General features: G+C 41.1%; 17 protein-coding genes. All 17 read left to right on the top strand.

Features of this window, described 5'->3' with window-relative positions; translation table 11 throughout:
* Positions 1–171 precede the first annotated feature (171 nt).
* The 17 genes from pdxS to nagE all read left to right on the top strand — a co-directional run bounded on the left by pdxS (position 172) and on the right by nagE (position 18,889).
* Positions 172–1,047, top strand: coding sequence for a pyridoxal 5'-phosphate synthase lyase subunit PdxS (pdxS, locus tag CD03_RS0126640; protein WP_027296230.1), 876 nt, complete (start codon positions 172–174; stop codon positions 1,045–1,047).
* Position 1,048: 1 nt separating this feature from the next.
* The gene (gene pdxT, locus CD03_RS0126645; protein ID WP_027296231.1) at positions 1,049–1,621 is read left to right on the top strand and encodes a pyridoxal 5'-phosphate synthase glutaminase subunit PdxT; all 573 of its coding nucleotides are present in this window, start codon (positions 1,049–1,051) and stop codon (positions 1,619–1,621) included.
* 124 nt (positions 1,622–1,745) lie between these two features.
* Positions 1,746–2,168 carry a DUF2000 domain-containing protein gene (locus tag CD03_RS0126650; RefSeq protein ID WP_027296232.1) on the top strand — a complete coding sequence of 141 codons (423 nt, stop codon included), beginning with the start codon at positions 1,746–1,748 and terminating at the stop codon, positions 2,166–2,168.
* Between the two features lie 129 nt (positions 2,169–2,297).
* Positions 2,298–3,239: an ABC transporter ATP-binding protein gene (locus tag CD03_RS0126655; protein WP_027296233.1), complete on the top strand. Its 942-nt coding sequence runs from the start codon at positions 2,298–2,300 to the stop codon at positions 3,237–3,239.
* A 23-nt stretch (positions 3,240–3,262) separates the two neighbouring features.
* Positions 3,263–4,006 (top strand): ABC transporter permease, encoded by a 744-nt coding sequence (locus tag CD03_RS0126660; protein WP_027296234.1) that lies wholly within the window; start codon positions 3,263–3,265, stop codon positions 4,004–4,006.
* A complete protein-coding gene (locus CD03_RS0126665; RefSeq protein ID WP_027296235.1) occupies positions 4,003–4,974 on the top strand; it encodes an ABC transporter permease in 972 nt (323 codons plus the stop codon). The genes CD03_RS0126660 and CD03_RS0126665 overlap by 4 nt, the downstream gene beginning before the upstream one ends.
* 81 nt (positions 4,975–5,055) lie before the next feature.
* Positions 5,056–7,650, top strand: coding sequence for a helix-turn-helix transcriptional regulator (locus tag CD03_RS0126670; protein ID WP_027296236.1), 2,595 nt, complete (start codon positions 5,056–5,058; stop codon positions 7,648–7,650).
* Between the two features lie 55 nt (positions 7,651–7,705).
* Positions 7,706–8,539 carry a carbon-nitrogen hydrolase family protein gene (locus CD03_RS0126675; RefSeq protein ID WP_027296237.1) on the top strand — a complete coding sequence of 278 codons (834 nt, stop codon included), beginning with the start codon at positions 7,706–7,708 and terminating at the stop codon, positions 8,537–8,539.
* A gap of 434 nt (positions 8,540–8,973) precedes the next feature.
* Entirely contained in the window at positions 8,974–10,326 is a 1,353-nt protein-coding gene (locus CD03_RS0126680) for an ABC transporter substrate-binding protein (RefSeq protein ID WP_027296238.1), read from the top strand.
* A 180-nt stretch (positions 10,327–10,506) separates the two neighbouring features.
* Positions 10,507–11,388, top strand: coding sequence for a carbohydrate ABC transporter permease (locus CD03_RS0126685; protein WP_081820504.1), 882 nt, complete (start codon positions 10,507–10,509; stop codon positions 11,386–11,388).
* On the top strand, positions 11,381–12,187 hold the full coding sequence (locus CD03_RS0126690) for a carbohydrate ABC transporter permease (RefSeq protein ID WP_027296240.1): 807 nt from the start codon (positions 11,381–11,383) through the stop codon (positions 12,185–12,187). Before CD03_RS0126685 ends, CD03_RS0126690 begins: the two co-directional genes overlap by 8 nt.
* 108 nt (positions 12,188–12,295) lie before the next feature.
* Entirely contained in the window at positions 12,296–13,327 is a 1,032-nt protein-coding gene (locus CD03_RS0126695; RefSeq protein WP_081820383.1) for a LacI family DNA-binding transcriptional regulator, read from the top strand.
* A gap of 129 nt (positions 13,328–13,456) precedes the next feature.
* Positions 13,457–15,478, top strand: a complete 2,022-nt coding sequence (locus CD03_RS0126700; RefSeq protein WP_027296242.1) for a beta-galactosidase — start codon at positions 13,457–13,459, stop codon at positions 15,476–15,478.
* Between the two features lie 298 nt (positions 15,479–15,776).
* Entirely contained in the window at positions 15,777–16,604 is an 828-nt protein-coding gene (gene licT / locus CD03_RS0126705) for a BglG family transcription antiterminator LicT (RefSeq protein ID WP_027296243.1), read from the top strand.
* Between the two features lie 18 nt (positions 16,605–16,622).
* Positions 16,623–17,102 (top strand): PTS sugar transporter subunit IIA, encoded by a 480-nt coding sequence (locus CD03_RS0126710; protein ID WP_027296244.1) that lies wholly within the window; start codon positions 16,623–16,625, stop codon positions 17,100–17,102.
* A 10-nt stretch (positions 17,103–17,112) separates the two neighbouring features.
* A complete protein-coding gene (locus tag CD03_RS0126715) occupies positions 17,113–17,361 on the top strand; it encodes an HPr family phosphocarrier protein (RefSeq protein WP_044289696.1) in 249 nt (82 codons plus the stop codon).
* 76 nt (positions 17,362–17,437) lie between these two features.
* Complete coding sequence (nagE, locus tag CD03_RS0126720; RefSeq protein ID WP_176731027.1) at positions 17,438–18,889, top strand: N-acetylglucosamine-specific PTS transporter subunit IIBC; 1,452 nt, start codon at positions 17,438–17,440, stop codon at positions 18,887–18,889.
* Positions 18,890–19,076: the final 187 nt, after the last annotated feature.

Genomic DNA, 19,076 nt, shown 5'->3' on the forward strand with positions numbered 1-19,076 from the left:
TGGCATTTGAAACAAGGACACATTTCGGATATAGTAAGACCATAAAAATTGCTCATTTGCAATGAATGATAAGAATTCTTATGATCTTAATTTGGAAAATGTATGAGCCATACAAATATTTACTTGCCGTTGACAACCATTACAACAATAGATAACAAGGAGAGTGTTTAAATGAAACAGTACAGATATGAGTTAAATAAGGAACTGGCACAGATGTTAAAGGGCGGGGTTATCATGGACGTAACTACACCGGAGCAGGCAAAGATAGCACAGGATGCCGGAGCGTGTGCGGTTATGGCACTTGAGCGGATTCCGGCAGATATCAGAGCGGCCGGCGGGGTATCCAGAATGAGCGATCCAAAGATGATTCGTGGAATTCAGGAGGCAGTGACGATTCCGGTTATGGCAAAATGCAGGATTGGACATTTTGCGGAAGCGCAGATTCTGGAAGCAGTTGAGATAGATTATATCGATGAAAGTGAAGTGCTGTCTCCGGCGGATGATGTGTACCATATTGATAAAACTAAATTTAAGGTTCCCTTCGTATGCGGTGCGAAAGATCTGGGAGAAGCGCTTCGGAGAATTACGGAAGGAGCTTCCATGATACGTACGAAAGGGGAGCCGGGAACCGGTGACATTGTGCAGGCAGTCCGTCACATGAGAATGATGAATCAGGAAATAGCAAGATTGGTTTCCATGCGGGAGGATGAACTATTTCAGGCAGCGAAAGAGCTTCAGGTACCCTATGAACTGGTAGAATATGTGCATCAGAACGGTAAACTTCCGGTTGTTAATTTCGCAGCAGGCGGAGTTGCAACTCCGGCAGATGCAGCATTAATGATGCAGCTTGGAGCGGAAGGAGTCTTTGTAGGATCGGGAATTTTCAAATCAGGCGACCCGGCAAAGAGGGCACAGGCAATTGTGAAAGCCGTAACCAATTATCAGGATGCTAAAATGCTGGCTGAATTGTCGGAAGACCTGGGGGAAGCAATGGTGGGAATCAATGAGCAGGAAATCGGACTTTTAATGGCAGAAAGGGGAAAATAAAGTGAAAATTGCAGTGTTGGCAGTTCAGGGGGCTTTTATAGAACATGAGAAGATGCTTGAAAAACTGGGCGCAGACTGCATCGAAATACGGCAGAAAAAGGATGCAGAGGAAGCGTTTGACGGTCTTATCCTGCCGGGCGGGGAAAGCACAGTAATGGGGAAGCTTTTAAAAGAGCTGGATTTATTCCATATCTTAAAAACAAAGATCAAAAACGGGATGCCGGTGCTTGGAACCTGTGCAGGACTGATCCTACTGGCGGAAAAGTTATCCAACGATAAACAGGTCCACTTCGGAACACTGCCGGTTACTGTAAAAAGAAATGGATATGGCAGACAGCTAGGCAGCTTTCATACAGAGGGACATATGGATGGAGTCGGCATGATTCCAATGACATTTATCAGAGCACCATACATTGAAATCGCTGATCCGGCGGTGAAGATACTGGCAAGGGTTGATGACAAAATAGTAGCAGTAAGATATAAAAATCAGCTTGGAGCTGCCTTTCATCCTGAAGTTACAGCGGATACCCGAGTCCATGAATATTTTCTTCAAATGGTGAAGGATGAGCAATAGTTCTGAGTAAAGTTTGGAACCATAATATTTGAAAAGCAGAAGAGATTGTCAATATCATACAAGAGAACTATTTTAGTGTGTGTTATACTTTGCAAAGATAGATCAGATGCAAAGGAGAACAAAAATGGACAGTCAAAATGATAAATGTGTCATGGTAATTGATGAGAATCTTCCGCTGGGAATTATTGCTAATACGGCAGCAGTCCTGGGAATCACACTGGGAAGACAACATCCGGAGATAGTAGGGGCGGATGTATCGGATGGAGCTAAGAATGAACATCTGGGAATTACAGCATTTCCGGTTCCCATCCTGAAGGGAAATGTTCAAATCATAAAGGATTTGCGTAGCAGACTTTATACAGAAGAATTCAAGCAGCTTACGGTTGCAGATTTTTCAGATGTGGCGCAGAGCTGTAATGATTATGAAGATTTTACAAAAAAGTTAAGCAAGGTAGATGAAGAAAAACTGCAGTACTTTGGTATTGCGATATGCGGCAATAAGAAGCTGGTAAATAAACTTACGGGGAGTATGGGGCTGCTTAGATAGCATATGTTTGAATAACGTAAAAATAGAGAGTTCAACCTTAGAAATCAACCTTTCGGTTGATTTCTTTTTTTGTCCCGGATGTTAAAGTAATGGCAGGAACAAATCACAGAGAGAATGAGAGGTATCCCTATGGATCAATTAATAAAGGTAATGAACCTGGAAAAATGTTATGGAGATAAAGAAGTGGTAAAGAAAATATCGTTTGAGATTAAGCGGGGTGAAATTCTCTGCTTCCTTGGACCAAACGGTGCGGGGAAAAGTACGACAATCAATATCCTTGCAGGAGTGCTGGGGGCAGACGGGGGAGAAATTCAATATAAGGGAAAGTGTATCCGGGATACAAAAAAGGAGTACCGGTATCATCTTGGAGTTGTACCGCAGGATCTGGCTTTGTATGAAGATCTAACCGCTATCCAGAATGTGCGTTTCTTTGCATCTCTTTATGGGCTGAGAGGGAGAGATTTAAGTGAAAAGGCAGAACGAGCACTTTCCTTTGTCGGATTAAAGGATCGTAAAAATCAGAAAGTGAAAACATTTTCCGGTGGTATGAAGCGCAGGTTAAATATAGCGTGTGCCATTGCCCATGAGCCGGAATTGGTTATTATGGATGAACCAACAGTGGGAATTGATCCCCAGTCACGCAATCACATTTTAGAATCCATACGGGAACTGCGCAGCCATGGTATGACCGTATTATACACCACACATTATATGGAAGAAGTGGAAGAGATTTCTACACGTATTATCATAATGGATGATGGATTGCTTATAGCCGAGGGAACGAAGGAAGAACTAAAGGAAAGTATTTCCGATAAAAGAAAATTTATTCTGACAGTAGAATCCGAAGAAGAATTGAGTATTGATGAATTTTACCGCATTGAAGGTGTTATGGAAATCAGGTCAGAAGAAGGAATTATTGAAATCACAACTTTAAAAAATGTGGAAAACCTGGATAAAATTATATCACTGGCGCTATCCCAGAATATCAAAATCAACAATATAATGTGCCGGACTGCCAACTTGGAAACAGTTTTTTTAAGCCTCACGGGAAAAAGCCTTCGGGATGAATAAACGGATTAAGAAAGGAGCTTTATATGCGGGGATTTTATAATATATGTAAACAGGATTTTATGAATCTGGCTAAAAATCCAATGTGGCTTTTTTATGTTTTTGCATTTCCAATTTTGCTGGTGGGAGTGATGGGATTTTTTATGGAGGGTAGTTATGGCACAGAGATCACTTCTTATGATTATTATGGCATCAGCCTGATGATCTACGGTGCATTAAATGCAGCTACTATCGGTGCAAATTCCTTTATGGAGGAGCGTATTAAGGCAGGAAATATGAGAATTATTTTCTCACCACAGCCGGATTCCTATCTGTATTTTTCTAAGATTATCGCAGCATTTCTATTTACGGAGATTGCGTATTTTATTGATTTTGGTATACTGCATTATTTGTTTGGTGTCAATATTGGGGGAATGTATACGGGATATGTGCTGGCGGTACTTACTATGGCAATTCTTTTTTCGTCAGCACTGGGAGTTATGTGCTGCTGTATTTTAAAAAGTGAGAATATTACGAATCAGATTCTAAGTACGCTGCTTACCATATTATGTCTGCTGGGCGGAGTGTTTTTTTCACTGGATGGATTCGGAGAGACTGTTCGGAAGATATGCCTGCTGTCTCCGGTGAAATGGATTATGAATACGCTATTTGCAATTATATATGACAGGGATCTGGGTCAGGTATTACCCACTATATTTATGCTGGCAGCAGGGACGGTGATCATAGTGGTGCTGTGCGGAGTGTTTTTCCACAAGGAGGATTATGTATGATACAAATATTAAAAAATGATCTGGATAGGGTGCTGTGCAATAAAAAAAATGCTATAATGACGTTAGTGCTTACCATTTGTATGGTAGGGTTTGCTATTTACTTTACGAATAAGATACAGGTGATTGGAAATCTTGCAGTAGTTGGAAATGTCCGGGAAGAGATTGGGCTGGAGCATTATTTTAATATCAGTTATGTTTTGCAGGAACCAAAAGAGAGTGAGTTAGTAAGCGGGCGGTATGATGCCGTGATAAAACCAACAGCAGAGGGATATGGGATACAGACGCTCAAAGGCGATACTTTTAAAAATATGGTGATGCAGGCGTTAAAAGACCCGGCAGGATTTGTTCCCGAAACAGACCGGATTCGGGGAGTTGGAACAAATATTATCGGATACCTGGTGATGATTCTGCTGATGCAGGGGGTTCTGCACATGGAATATTATGGTGAAGATAAGGAGAAACATTTAGTGGAACGGATCGCTGTTTCGCCAATCAGTTTTGTCAAATATCTGGCAGCACACTTTTTATATGCTTTCCTGATGCTTTTTCTACCCAGTATGGGTGTGGTGGCTGCTGCCCGGATAATCGGGCTGAACATTGGTTTATCCCTGTGGGAATATGCAGCGCTGCTTGGAATTTTGTGTATGCTTTCTGTTTCATTTGGGATCTTTATGCATACTTTTTGTAAGAGCATGGACAGTGCCAATATGACTGCATCCCCACTGATTGTACTGACATCTGTCTTAGGGGGAACCTTTTATTCTTATGCGCACAGCAGCCAAATCATGAATGGGCTGATAAATGTGCTGCCTCAGAAGAATTTTATCTCATTTGTGAATGGGGTAGAAAAGGGAAGTCTGAATATACATCATTATCAGCAGCTGGGCTACTGTCTGGTAATCATATTGGTATTGACGGGAATCTCAATTGTACGAAACTGCAGAAAGTACCGGCCTGCTGTAAAATAAAGAATTGCCTGGGGCGTGCAGATGGCGGAAATGAATTTTTAATCACACGCTGGAGAGGCTTCAATCCGGAAAGGTTCAATTATGTTTAATACATCCATATTACAATCAAAATTTAAAATACCGAAACCACGGAAAAATTATGTGGTGCGGCGTGAGTTATATCAGATCCTGGATCAAGTGCCGGATTATAAAGTAATACTGATTCAGGGAGAGGCGGGAAGCGGGAAGACAACGCTGCTGAGTTCTTATATTTCCGACAGAAAATTAGAACTTGTTCGCTGGATTTCCTTGGATGAAAACAGTAACCATATATTTGTCTTCTGGCGTTATTTTCTGGAAGCGGTCAGAGACCAGCTGGGAGAAAAGGGTGAGGAACTGATTCATCTGTTTGACGAAAATATGCAGATGGATAATATGGAGCGGTTTTTACCGGTTTTATTTGGTGAAATAACTTTTGCCGGTGACTGCTGGCTGATCCTGGATGATTTTCAGGTGATCCAGGATTCGGAACTGATAAACACAATCGACCTGATATTTAAAAATATGCCCGAGCAGCTGCATATCCTGCTGGTAACCAGAGAGCAGCCAAAGGTCTATCTGGGAGCGCTTGGCATGGAAGGAGAACTTCTGGTAATTGATGAGGGGCAGTTGAAATGCGGATACCGGGACAGTATGGATTTTCTTACAAATACACTGGGGCTTTCTTATTCGGATCAAGTGCTGGAATATATGTGCCGGATCGCAGAGGGGTGGATTGGAGGGCTTCAGCTTCTTTCTCTTTCCCTGAAAGGAAAGACGGAAGAAGAGATACTTACACTGAATTTTCAAAACAGGTTTTCTGACGAATACATTTCCAGAGAGATTTTTCAGGTATTGCCGGAACAGGAACAGCATTTTTTGCTGTTTTCTTCTGTCTTTCAATATTTTAATAAAGAAATGTGTGTGGAGCTGACAGGAGAAGATGCAAAAGAGGCATTTGACAGTATCATTGACCGGAACTTATTCGTGATATGTGTGGATGAAATGGAAGGCATGTATCGTTATCATGGGATCCTGCTGGAATATTTAAGGAAGCACTTTGCAAAAGAAGATATTGATCTTCAGAGGAAAGTACATAAGCATGCATCTGAAATTCTATACGAATCAGGGGATTATGAAGAGAGCCTGAATCAGCTGTTTCTTATAGAAGCTTATGAAGAAGCAATGGATATCCTGGTGCAAATACCACAAAATTCCATCTTCTTTTCCTACTTTTGTAAAGTTCCGATTGAAGAAATATATAGTAATTCAGATTTTGCCATACAGTATTTCTTTTATCACTATGCTAATTTTGAATTTGAAATCTGTAAAAAAGTTTATGAAAAATTAAGCCGGGAAAGCAGTTCCGGAGATCTGGGAGATCTGGGAAATCTGGGAAAAGCAATCCAATGTGCTGATTTATTTGTTAATGAATCTTTTTCCTATTCCGATATCCGCCTCCTTACCATGGAAGAAATAGATAGTTTTCCAATTAATGATACAACAAAGGCGTTCCTGCTGGTAAAGGAAACATTTTTACAATATTACAAATGGAATATTCAGACTGCCTTTGATTATCTGGAAAAGGCAGACAGTATATGGAAAAAGACAGGGAACCATTATCTGGGGTTTTTTGTAACCTTTGTACGCACCCAGATCTATGAAGAACTTGGGGAACTGGATCTGTGCATGGAACTTTATGAGAGCTGCAGCCCGTTACTGAATGATTACAAAATGTTAAAGCTGCCCTACTATGTAGGGCTGATCGGCGTTTATTTGAAGAAAATGCAGCTAAAAGAGGCAAAAGAAGCAATCGAACAGGCAAAACAGGTGACATCCCGGGAGGCACTGATGATGGATCTGAGCTTTCAATACAATGTGGTCGAATATGAATGCCTGACGGAAGATTACACGAAAAGCAGCGCAAAAGTGAAAGCATTTCTAAGAAGCTGTCTTCCGGATAATTGCCTGATTGGGTCTGCACTGATTAAATACGTAGTCTGGAACCATAGTGATCCGGAATGTGAGGAACGTTTTTTACATGATTTTCACCGTGGTGCAGAACGGGGGAATGAAATGGATACTTTGCTGGTTTATGCAAAGCTGTCTGCGGACAGAGGCCATGTGGATACTGGGATAAAGACAATAAATGAGATATTGAAATCTGCAAGGAAGAATCGTAATAAGAATAGAATTATTGAGGCAGATTTGCTGAAGATGAGAATATTGAGTAAAGAGAAGGAAGAAGAGCAGAGCAAAGAAAGCCGGCGCGAATTAAAAAATTTGCTGATCGAAGTAATTACTTACGCCGCAGACAGCGGACTGCGGCAGCCCTTTTTCTTCGAACGGGGGCTGATGCAGGAGATGACAGCCAGGTATCGCCTGGAATTAGAGGAAAAGCTGGAAGAAAAGGAACGGGAATTCCTTCATGAAATGATTTCGGAGGAGAGCAGCAGCAATAAAGAGCATATTCTTTCTGAAAGGGAATTGGAAGTTCTGAGAGAACTCAGTACCGGAAAAAGCAATAAACAGATTGCAGATGCGCTTTGCATTTCCCTGGCAACCGTGAAGACCCATGTAATTAATATTTATTCCAAGATGCAGGTGAACAGCAGGCTGGCAGCTGTGAACAGGGGGAAGGAAATGGGGATTTTGTAAGCAGATTTTTGAACTGGCAATAAATTAGATAATAAAAAGGAGGTACAGCGATAATATGAACAAATTCACAGCAGCAGCAATCCAATTAGATTCCAAGAGCAACGTTGAGGAAAATCTTAACAACGCAGTTGAATTGATAAGAGAAGCAGCAGAGCGGGGTGCCCGGTTAATTGCTATGCCGGAGACGGTTAATTATATCGGATCGGAATGTGAGAAATTTGCAGAGTCCATACCGGAAGGGCATACATTCAAAGTATTTGCAGAACAGGCGAAAAAGTACCGGGTGTGGCTGCACTGCGGAAGTATCTATGAAAAAAATGAAGATACAAATGACAGACGCCCCTATAATACAACGATGATATTAAATCCTAAGGGAGAGTTAGCGGCCAAATACCGTAAGCTCCATCCATTTGATGTATCGATAGAGGATGGACCAGACGTTCGGGAATCCGACGTGAATTGTCCCGGGAATAATATACTGACGGTAGACACCCGGGAAGTTGGTCATCTGGGGCTGTCTGTCTGCTATGATATGAGATTCTGTGAACTGTTTCGGATAATGGCACTTAAGGGAGCGCAGATTTTTATCACTCCTGCAAACTTTACGGTAAATACCGGAAAGGATCATTGGGAAGTACTTTTAAGAGCCAGGGCAATTGAAAATGGCTGTTATGTAATTGCCCCTGGACAGATTGGAGTGAAGCCGAAGTATCAGGCATATGGGAAAACGATGATTATTGATCCCTGGGGAAATGTAATCGCAATGGCATCAGACAAAACCACCGTGATTACAGCAGAGATTGATCTGGAGTATCTTCGGTCTGTGCGCAATCAGGTATTCACTCTGGAAAATAGAAGGAATGATGTCTATGATCTTTCAGAGATATAAAATTTGTTTCAAAAAATCCAAATCAGGGAAGAATACAGATAAGCCTATTAGATATATAGGCATATCTGTATTTTTTGTGTATTGTGAGTATCTTCTTACTCTGTGAATCCATCGAACTTAATAGAAAAAATAAAAAATCATGAGAATATAAAAAAACTAAATTTATTTATGAGTATTTGTAAAGTTAATGTAAATATTTATATAAAATTTATAAGCTTCACAGAAAGAAATAATGGATGTATGATGTGAAAAGTATCCAAAATTGGAGCTGTATAATAGTGCAAATAAACCAAAGTGGATAAATGAACATAAAAAAATGAAAATTAATATTGACTTTTTATAAAAATAGTACTACTATTCTATTAAAGAATTTATAAATAAATATAAAATCTTTAATAGAACATTAGAGACATTTATTAAAGGAGGATTTTAAAATGAAAAAGCGTTTAGCAGCAACATTATTAGCAGTTACTTTAACGGCATCGATGATCGCTGGTTGTGGCAGTTCAGATAAGCCGGCAGAAACTTCCGCAGATAAGGGGGCAGAGTCAGCCCAGACAGCAGCGGATGCAAAAGAAACAGGTGGAAAAGCAGAGGATGCAGGCTCCGATTCGGAAGCGGAACTTACGGTCTGGGCATGGGACAAGGCATTTAACGGCAAGGCACTGGAAGAAGCGGATAAGCTTTATGACGGGGCGAAAATTAATTTCGTAGAAATGTCAAAGGCTGATTGCCTCCAGAAGATTCATACCGTGTTAGCTTCCGGTGTGACAGATGATCTTCCTGATATTGTGATCATCAGTGACCTTGCAGCACAGGGATATCTGATGTCTTACCCGGATGCATTTATGCCGATGGATGATGTCATCAATTATGATGATTTTGCCAGTTATAAAAAAGCAGCAGTATCTTATGACGGTGTAGGATACGGAGTTCCATTTGACACAGGCGTGGCAGGACTCTTTTATCGTACCGATTATATAGAAGAAGCAGGATATACCCAGGAAGACATGCAGGACCTGACCTGGGATGAATATCTGGCTATGGGCGAAAAGTTAAAAGAGAAAGGCCATATGCTGCAGACCTACAATCCAAATGATATTGCTGAATTCCAAATCATGATGCAGTCTGCAGGGAAATGGTTTACAGATGCAGATGGAAATGCTGATTTTACAGATAACGCGGCATTAAAAGAAAGCTTTGAGATTTTTAAGACTTTAAATGAATCTGATTACTGTAAGGTAGTCAGCGACTGGACAGAATTTGCCGGAGCAATTAATGGTGGAGATGTAGCTTGTGTACTTCGTGGATCCTGGATTTCATCCACGATTATGGCAGCAGAAGATCAGAGCGGAAAATGGGCAGTAGCACCGGTTCCCAAATTAAGTGTAGAAGGTGCAACAAATAAATCCAATCAGGGCGGTTCCAGCTGGTATGTACTGAATAATGCAAAGAATGCCCAAAAAGCAGCAGATTTCCTGGCTAAGACATTTGCGGGAAGCACAGACTTATATAATACACTGTTAAAATCCAACAACATTATGGGAACTTATCTTCCGGCAGAAAGCGTAGAAGCTTACTCGGAACCATCTGAGTTTTATGGCGGACAGAAATTAAATGCAGATCTGGCAGCATGGTTAAAAGATATTCCGGCTGTTGATACAGGAGCATTTTCAGCAGAAGCACAGGCGGCACTCTTAGCCGTAACACCGGAATACCTTGCGGGAGGAACTCTGGATGACTGTTTAAAAAATGCGGCAGAGCAGTTTAATCAGTCGATACAGTAAGTGCTGCATCTGGTAAATCATTGTGCAATTAACAGTAAAATAACTGGATGGAGCACTGGATAAAGCAATTGAAAACACGCTCTGGAGAGTTGCTAAGAGGAGAAAGTTTGAAAGTTCCTTTCAAACTACATATTAATGCATATCGCAGACAGGGCCTGCGATATGCGGGAGGATATAAAAATGGAAACTAAAGGAAAGAAAAAATACCGCCTGACAGGGTGGTCCATGGTAGCGATAGCAGCCGCTCTGGTTTTGATTTTCAGTTATGTACCGATGATCCAGGCGTTTATCCTTTCCCTGAAAACGGGAAAGGGGGCTGCACTGCATTTTGCAGGATTTGCAAATTATATCAGAATGTTTAAGGATGCTACTTTTTGGACGACTATGGGAAATACGCTGCTCTATGCAGTAGTACAGCTTCCTGTAATGCTGCTGGCAGCGCTGGTGATCGCCGTGTTGCTGAATGACCCGAAGATGAAAATGAGAGGCGTTTACAGGACCTGTATTTTTCTTCCATGTGTAACATCTCTGGTATCTTATTCAATTTTATTTAAGAATTTATTTGCAGTAGACGGGATTGTAAATCAGGTCCTGCTTAAACTGAATATTGTGGACAAAGCAATCCCCTTTGTCCTGGATGCCGGATGGGCGAAAGCAGTAATTGTCATAGCGCTTATCTGGAGATATACAGGATACTATATGATTTTTTACTTATCAGCCCTTCAAAATATTGATAAATCCGTATATGAAGCGGCGAAAATGGATGGATGCAGCTTTTTTCAGTCCTTTTTCAAAATTACAGTGCCTTTGCTGAAGCCTATCGTATTTCTGACCAGTATTATGGCATTAAATACTACCCTGCAGCTCTTTGATGAGGTAGTAAACCTGACCGGAGGCGGTCCGGGTAATGCAACCAGAACGATTTCACAGTATATTTACGACCTTTCGTTTAATTATGTTCCGAGTTATGGATATTCAGCGGCAATCTCTTATGTAGTTTTAGTGTTAGTGATCATATTGACGATTGTGCAGAAAGGAATAACGGGTAGTAAGGATGAATAAAGTAAGCGGGATTTTCAAACATCTGTTTTTAATCATTGTGTCACTGGTTTCCATATTTCCTTTTTACTGGATGCTTGTCAGTGCCACAAATGATTCCAAGGATATTACGATGGGAAAGCTTACCTTTGGATCTTCCCTGATGAAAAATGTAAAAAATGCATTTGAGACAGCAGATCTGTGGGGGGCATTTTTAAATTCGACGATACTGGCGGTAATTATTGTAGTCATATCCCTGGTGATCTGTTCTCTAGCCGGATATGCATTTGTAATCTATCCAAGCAAAGGAAAAGATATTTTATTTATGGTACTGATAGCTTCCATGATGGTTCCTTTTGCAGCAAAAATCATTCCTATGTTTCGTATGTTTTCGGAAATGAAGCTGTTAAACAGTTACTGGGCGATTATTCTGCCTGCCATAGGAGCACCGTTTTTAATTTTCTTTTTTAAGCAGAATACCCATGCTTTTCCCCAGGAAACAATACAGGCAGCCAGAGTAGACGGATTAAATGAATTACAAATATTTATAAGAATTTTTATGCCCATGATGAAGTCAACCTATGCGGCAGCAGGAATCTTTTCATTCATGGCAAGCTGGAATAATTACATGTGGCCGCTGATTGCGCTGCAGAGCAACTCCAAGTTCACCCTGCCCCTTACGGTTTCTAACCTGGCGGCAGGATTTACACCGGATTACGGTATGGTCATGGTGGGAATTATTATTTCAACGGTTCCTACGATTTTAGTATTTTTCCTGCTGCAGAATGCATTTGTGGAAGGTATGGTCGGCTCTGTAAAATAACCTTATGTTATTTACATTGACAAGTAGTAAACACCAGTGATAATATAAAACTAAATAAAGATTTAATAAATATTTAGAAAAATTTATAATCCAAAAAAAGGATGGTATATGATGGGGATTAAAGTGAAGGACTTGGCAAGTTTGTTGAATTTGTCGCCCTCTACGGTATCACTGGTGTTAAACAACAGACCTGGAATCAGCGAGGCGACAAGAAATAAAGTACGTAAGGCAGTAAAAGATATGGGATATGAGGAGCTGCTTGTGTCGGAATCTCAGGAGAAAAAGAATATTCTTTTCCTGGTTTACCGCAAACATGGTGTAGCTCCGGCCAGCACCCCTTATTTTTCCCAGCTCTTTTCGGAAATCATCGAAGGAGTGGAAAGCCAGATTAAAATCAAAGGCTACAATCTGATGATATCCTATACGGATAAAGAAACCATACTGGAAGAAGCTGAGAAAATCAAGAAACAGGATGTAGAAGGTGTGCTTGTTCTGGCAACGGAGATGGCAGAAGAACAGATTAAGATTTTTACAGATTTGAAGGTACCGGTAGTTATGGTTGATAACTATATGGAGCACCGCAAATTTGATTGTGTAACTATAAATAATGAGCAGGGTGTTTATCAGGTAGTAGAGCATCTTGCAAAAATGGGTCATAAAAGGATAGGTTACTTGCATGTAAGCCAAAATGCCAATAATTTCACGGAACGCTATTATGGATTCAAAAGAGCTGTGGAAAAATGCGGCCTGCCGCTAAATGACCGGGATATCATCTGGATTGCCACAGACGGCGGAGAAGCCGTTTACGGTGAGTTAAAGCATAAGCTGGAGGAACAGAAAGATCTGCCCGGGGCATTTTTTGCAGACAATGATATCGTTGCCATATGCGCCATGCGTGTATTCCGTGAATTAGGCTATAAGATTCCAGAAGACATTTCGATTGTAGGGTTTGATAATATGACACTTTCGGAAATGTTAGATCCTCCGCTTACGACGATTCAGATACGCAAACATAAAATCGGGGTATCGGCAGTAAATCTGATTGTGGAGAAGATCAGTGAAAATACGGAAGGCGTTGTGAAAATGGAAGTGGGTACCAGACTGGTGGCCCGCAGCAGCGTAAAACGTATCAGCGAGTAATCCTTTTCTATTTTGAATTCCAGTTACAGCAAGAACTACTATTTGTTCGGCGGTTAGAGCATTTTTAGAACACACTCTAGCAGGCAGTTGATGGAAATGTTCAAAGAGAATAAAGGAGAAGTATTAATTATGCATAGTAAAAAAACACCATTTGTATTGTATGGCGGTGATTATAATCCGGAGCAGTGGGATGATGCCACCATAGAACAAGATATGCAATTGTTTAAAAAAGCTGGAATTAATCTTGTGACATTACCGGTGTTTGCATGGGCAAAAATTGAGCCCAGGGAAGGTGAATACCATTTCGAATGGTTAGATAAGATTTTACAGAAGCTGTGGGAAAACAAAATATATGTCATTATGGCGACGCCAACTACGGCACAGCCGGCGTGGCTGTCTAAAAATTATCCGGAAGTGCTGCCTGTGGATATCGCAGGGCGGAAAAGAACTCATGGAATGCGTGTATTCTTTTGCGTGAACAGCGAAAAGTACCGTGAGAGGGCAGCGGCAATTGCAGACGAGATGGCAAAGCGCTATTCTGCTTATCCGGGACTTGTGGCATGGCATGTGGCAAATGAATATGGTACATATTGTTATTGCGAAAATTGTCAGCGGAAGTTTCGGATCTGGTTAGAAAAACGATACGGAACCATTGAAAATTTAAACGATAAATGGAATACGGCTTTCTGGGGGCGTATTGTCTATGATTTTGATGAAATTATGCTGCCTACGGAGTTAAACGACGATTATCGCTTTAACCCGGCGATCCAGCTGGACTATATGAGATTTGTTACGGATTCTACGGTAGAATGCTATCTGAACGAAGCAGACATATTGAAAAAATATACCCCGGATCTCCCTGTATTCAGTAATATTTCAGGCTTCATTAAAAAGTTAAATCAGTTTAAGATGGTAGAGAATATGGATGCGGCTGGATGGGATAATTATCCGGGACCCAGGGACGAAAGAAGCCTGCCGGCGCTAAAACACGATATTATGCGAGCTTTAAAGGACGGAGAGTCCTATATTATAGCGGAGCAGTCTCCCAATCAGCAGAACTGGCAGCCATATAACAAACTGAAAAGACCGGGAGAAGTGCGTACTATCGCATATCAGGGGCTTGCCAGAGGGGCGGATGCCTGCCTATTCTTCCAGATGCGCCAGTCTGTGGGCGGACAGGAAAAGTTCCATGGAGCCGTTATTTCCCATGCAGGGACCGATGACACCAGAATTTACCGGGAAATAGCCGGACTGGGACAGGAATTACAGAAGCTGGGCGATTCATTTCTGGAAGGAAAAATAGAGGCGAAAGCAGCATTCCTGTTTGACTGGGACAGCTGGTGGGCACTGGAACTGACTAGCGGTCCTACACAGGACATGGATTATCTGGCTCAGGTGCATAAATATTACAAAGCATTTTATGAGAAAAATATTCCGGTGGATATCATTAAGGTAACTGCGGATCTTAGTAAATACAAGATTGTAGTGGCACCTTTGCTGTATATGATGAAGCCTGGTGTGGCTGAAAAAATTGAGAAGTTTACTGCAGACGGAGGTACTTTCCTGGCTACTTATATGACTGGTGTGGCAGATGAAAATGACCGGTGTATCTTTGGTGCCGCACCGGGAGAGCTGTCCGGGACATTGGGGCTTTGGGTGGAAGAAACTGATGCCATGTTCCCGGATGAGCAGAATTCCATTCTGGTAAACGTAAAAAGTCTTCCGCTAAAGGAGAAATACAAATCCGGATTTTTATGTGATGTCATCCGTCCCACTACCGCAAAAACCCTGGCGGTATACGGAAAAGATTTCTATAAAGGAGTTCCTTGCATTACGGTAAATGAACTGGGAAATGGAAAAGCATATTATCTGGGCTGTGAACCGGAGGATGCATTTCTGTCAGACTTTATAGGCAGGCTTTGTGAAGACCAGGGATTGGCGCCGCTGTTTGAGACCGGCGGGGAAGTAGAACTATCAACAAGAGCAGGAAAAGACGGAGATGTTACGTTTGTAATCAACCATGGTGTGGATACCGGATGGATTAATCTGGGAACACAGAAATATAAAAATCTGCTGAATGATGAAGTATTATCCGGAACCTGTAATATCGGGGGAAGGGATGTATTGGTCATCAGAAAACAGGGGAAATAAAATAGTGCTGAATTTGAAATTAGGCAAATTGCAAACACACATGCAATTTGCCTGTTTCATTCCGTCGAATAAAACAAATTTATGGTAAAAAGATATAGTAAATATTACGTAATTCTAAACTTATAAAAAATGTCTAAAATTATTGTTGACAATTTTTGGTAGATTTGTTATATTTAAAACGAATTAAATACATATGGATTGTTACTGGCAGGCAGGCAAAACCAATTTTGAACGTAAGAAAAATTTATGTTTTCTTACTACAAAATTGGTTTTTTTTATTTCTGGGGTGAAGTGAATTATGAAGATAGATAAAATTATTAACAATAATATTGTCAGCGCTCTGGAAGACGATGGGAAAGAGATTATTGTGATGGGACGGGGGATTGGATTCAATACAAAGCCCGGCAAGGAGATTCAGGAGAAGAAAATTGAAAAAATATTCAGGATGGACAGTCAGAATACAGTGGATAAGTTCAAACAGCTCCTGGAAAACATGCCGCTTAAACACATTCAGGCATCTATGGAGATTATCACTTATGCAAAAAGTGTCCTGAACAGAAGGCTGAACCAGAATATCTACATTACCCTTACCGACCATATTAATTTCGCTATAGAGCGTCTGAATGAGAATATGACATTTACAAATCCGTTATTGCACGAGGTAAAGGCTTTTTATAAAGAGGAATACCTTATCGGGGAATATGCCATTGCATTAATTGAGCGGTGGATCGGTGTAACCCTTCCGGTGGATGAAGCGGGATTTATTGCCCTGCACATTGTAAATGCGGAATTCAACACCGGTATGCGTGATACCATCGATATTACGAATCTGATACAAAATGTTGTAAAAATCGTAAAAGAATTTTTTGGAATGAATCTGGATGAAATGTCCCTGAATTATCAGCGATTTGTTACCCATCTGAGATTTCTGGCACAAAGAATTATAGCAAAAGAATTGTTAAACAGCGAAAACAGTGAATTTAACCGTTTGATTCTGCAGCTGTATCCGGAAGAATATGCATGCAGTTTGAAGATTAAGGATTACATCAAAGAGATATACCGCCACGATGTAACGGATGAAGAAACCGCTTATCTGGCTGTACATATTAAGAGAATGAGAATGTGAGAAGAGAGGAGAATACATATGTTTGGATCAATAAAAAAAATGTTTGGTTCCAAAGAGAAGATTCTGGCACCTGTAGAAGGGAAGGTTGTACCGTTAAGTGAAGTAAATGACCCAACCTTCAGCCAGGAAATTCTGGGAAAAGGGGTTGCCATTATCCCGGAGAGAGGACGGGTTGTGGCGCCGGCAAGCGGAGAACTTACCGTGCTGTTCCAGACGCTTCATGCAGTCAGCATCACAACTGACTCAGGGGTGGAGCTTATTGTTCATGTAGGACTGGATACAGTAAATTTAAAAGGGGTACATTACAAAGCATATGCAAAACAGGGCGATCGGGTAAAGGCCGGGGATCTGCTTTTGGAATTTGACATGGAGGCTATTATTGAAGATGGTTATGAAGTGATTACTCCTGTAATTATCTGCAATGCATCTGAATATCCCAATATGGAATGCCACACAGATATGCATGTCAATGAGCTGGATCCGATTATTGAGTTATAGGAAAATGCCTATGAGGGAGTTTGGATATGAAATAAATGATTTACTGGGATTACATGCGAGACCTGCATCCCGGGTTTATATGGAAGCGAGAAAATATGAATGTAAGATTGAGGCATTGTGTGGGAATAAAAAGGCAGACTGCAAAAGCCTCCTGGAACTGATGGGACTGGGAGCAAAATATGGAAGTCAGATTCTGTTTCGTTTTGACGGGGCGGATGAAGAAGCCGCATTTGCGGGTCTTCAGAAATTATTGTTATAGTGTGGATTTGAACTTGCGGGAGAGCAAGATCAGATAAAAAATGTCTGAAAAGGCGAGAGAAAGGAGATTCATAGTTATGATGAAGTATTTGCAAAGGTTAGGCAAATCATTAATGCTGCCGGTAGCCTGTTTACCGGCAGCTGGTATCCTGATGGGTATCGGTTATTGGATCAGTCCGGCTGTTATGTCAGGACAGGGGGATCCAAATGTAATTGCATTCTTTCTGGTTAAAGCAGGAGGTGCGCTGATTGACAATATGGCAATCTTATTTGCCATTGGTGTTGCGCTTGGTATGGCTGATGATAATGATGGTACGGCAGCGCTTGCCGGCATCGTATCCTGGCTGATGGTTCAGATGATTCTGTCTCCGGGAGTTGTTGCAGTATTAAGCAGCATAGACGTTGCAGCCGTAAATCCGGCGTTTGGCAAGATCAATAACCAGGCAATTGGTATTCTGTGCGGTTTAATTGGAGCTTCCTGCTACAATAGATTTAAGAATACAAAGTTACCGGATGCATTGGCTTTCTTCAGTGGAAAACGGTGTGTATCCATTGTCACGGCAGTAATCTCACTGGTTGCATGTTTAGTCCTGTTCTTTATATGGCCGATCGTATACTCCGGATTAGTAGCATTTGGCGAATCGATCCTGGGACTGGGACCGATAGGCGCAGGTATTTATGGATTCTTTAACAGACTTTTAATTCCGTTTGGACTTCACCATGCGTTGAATTCTGTATTCTGGTTTGACGTTGCTGGAATCAATGATTTGTTTAAGTTTTGGGGAACCGTTGACGGAGCTGTATATGGGCAGACAGGTATGTATATGTCAGGTTTCTTCCCATTCATGATGTTTGGTCTTCCGGCAGCAGCATTGGCGATGTATCATACAGCGAAACCAAGCAAAAAGAAAACTGCATACGGTTTGCTGTTTGCAGCAGCACTTTGTGCATTCTTTACCGGTGTAACAGAACCTCTGGAATTTGCATTTATGTTCCTGGCACCAGGGTTATATCTTGTTCATGCTATTTTAGCAGGTATTTGTATGCTGGTTGTAGCTATGCTTCCCGTACGTTCCGGTTTCTGGTTCAGCGGAGGATTTGTAGACTGGTTATTAAGTATCAAAGCGCCGATGGCTGAAAACCCATGGCTGATCATTCCGATTGGTTTAGTGGTAGGTGTGATCTATTACGTAATCTTCCGTTTCGTAATTAAGAAATTTAACTTAAAAACTCCGGGTCGTGAGGATGATGACGTGGAAGAAGCAGAAGTGACACTTTCCAATAATGATTTTACCCAAGTAGCGGCAATTGTTCTGGAAGGTCTTGGGGGAAAAGACAATATTACCGGTATCGATAACTGTATTACAAGGTTAAGGCTGGAAATCAAAGATTATACTTTAGTAAATGAAAAGAAAATTAAATCTGCAGGGGTTGCAGGGGTCATCCGGCCAGGAAAAACAAGTGTTCAGGTTATTATAGGACCTAAGGTACAGTTTGTGGCAGATGAATTTAAGAAAATGTGTAAATAACTGATTCGTTAATGCGTTTTATCAATACGGATTTTACAATTGCATAAACAGTGGATTGTTACTGGTAATGCAGGCAAAACCAAATCTTAAGTATTTAAAATATATATTTTATGCTTAAGGTTTGGTTTTTTTGTTCTATGGCAATTTGTAACACTTAAATATAAGGGTGAGAGCCTGTATCAATGTA

This window comes from Robinsoniella sp. KNHs210 (genome assembly GCF_000686105.1).
In the GTDB taxonomy this organism is placed as follows: Bacteria; Bacillota; Clostridia; order Lachnospirales; family Lachnospiraceae; genus Robinsoniella; species Robinsoniella peoriensis.

Coding starts and splice junctions, on each gene's coding strand:
- CD03_RS0126650 (WP_027296232.1), top strand. CDS start 1,746: ATGGACAGTCAAAATGATAAATGTGTCATGGTAATTGATGAGAATCTT.
- CD03_RS0126670 (WP_027296236.1), top strand. CDS start 5,056: ATGTTTAATACATCCATATTACAATCAAAATTTAAAATACCGAAACCA.
- CD03_RS0126710 (WP_027296244.1), top strand. CDS start 16,623: ATGTTTGGATCAATAAAAAAAATGTTTGGTTCCAAAGAGAAGATTCTG.
- CD03_RS0126665 (WP_027296235.1), top strand. CDS start 4,003: ATGATACAAATATTAAAAAATGATCTGGATAGGGTGCTGTGCAATAAA.
- CD03_RS0126660 (WP_027296234.1), top strand. CDS start 3,263: ATGCGGGGATTTTATAATATATGTAAACAGGATTTTATGAATCTGGCT.
- CD03_RS0126690 (WP_027296240.1), top strand. CDS start 11,381: ATGAATAAAGTAAGCGGGATTTTCAAACATCTGTTTTTAATCATTGTG.
- CD03_RS0126685 (WP_081820504.1), top strand. CDS start 10,507: ATGGAAACTAAAGGAAAGAAAAAATACCGCCTGACAGGGTGGTCCATG.
- CD03_RS0126700 (WP_027296242.1), top strand. CDS start 13,457: ATGCATAGTAAAAAAACACCATTTGTATTGTATGGCGGTGATTATAAT.
- nagE (WP_176731027.1), top strand. CDS start 17,438: ATGATGAAGTATTTGCAAAGGTTAGGCAAATCATTAATGCTGCCGGTA.
- pdxS (WP_027296230.1), top strand. CDS start 172: ATGAAACAGTACAGATATGAGTTAAATAAGGAACTGGCACAGATGTTA.
- CD03_RS0126715 (WP_044289696.1), top strand. CDS start 17,113: ATGAGGGAGTTTGGATATGAAATAAATGATTTACTGGGATTACATGCG.
- CD03_RS0126695 (WP_081820383.1), top strand. CDS start 12,296: ATGATGGGGATTAAAGTGAAGGACTTGGCAAGTTTGTTGAATTTGTCG.
- CD03_RS0126655 (WP_027296233.1), top strand. CDS start 2,298: ATGGATCAATTAATAAAGGTAATGAACCTGGAAAAATGTTATGGAGAT.
- licT (WP_027296243.1), top strand. CDS start 15,777: ATGAAGATAGATAAAATTATTAACAATAATATTGTCAGCGCTCTGGAA.
- CD03_RS0126680 (WP_027296238.1), top strand. CDS start 8,974: ATGAAAAAGCGTTTAGCAGCAACATTATTAGCAGTTACTTTAACGGCA.
- CD03_RS0126675 (WP_027296237.1), top strand. CDS start 7,706: ATGAACAAATTCACAGCAGCAGCAATCCAATTAGATTCCAAGAGCAAC.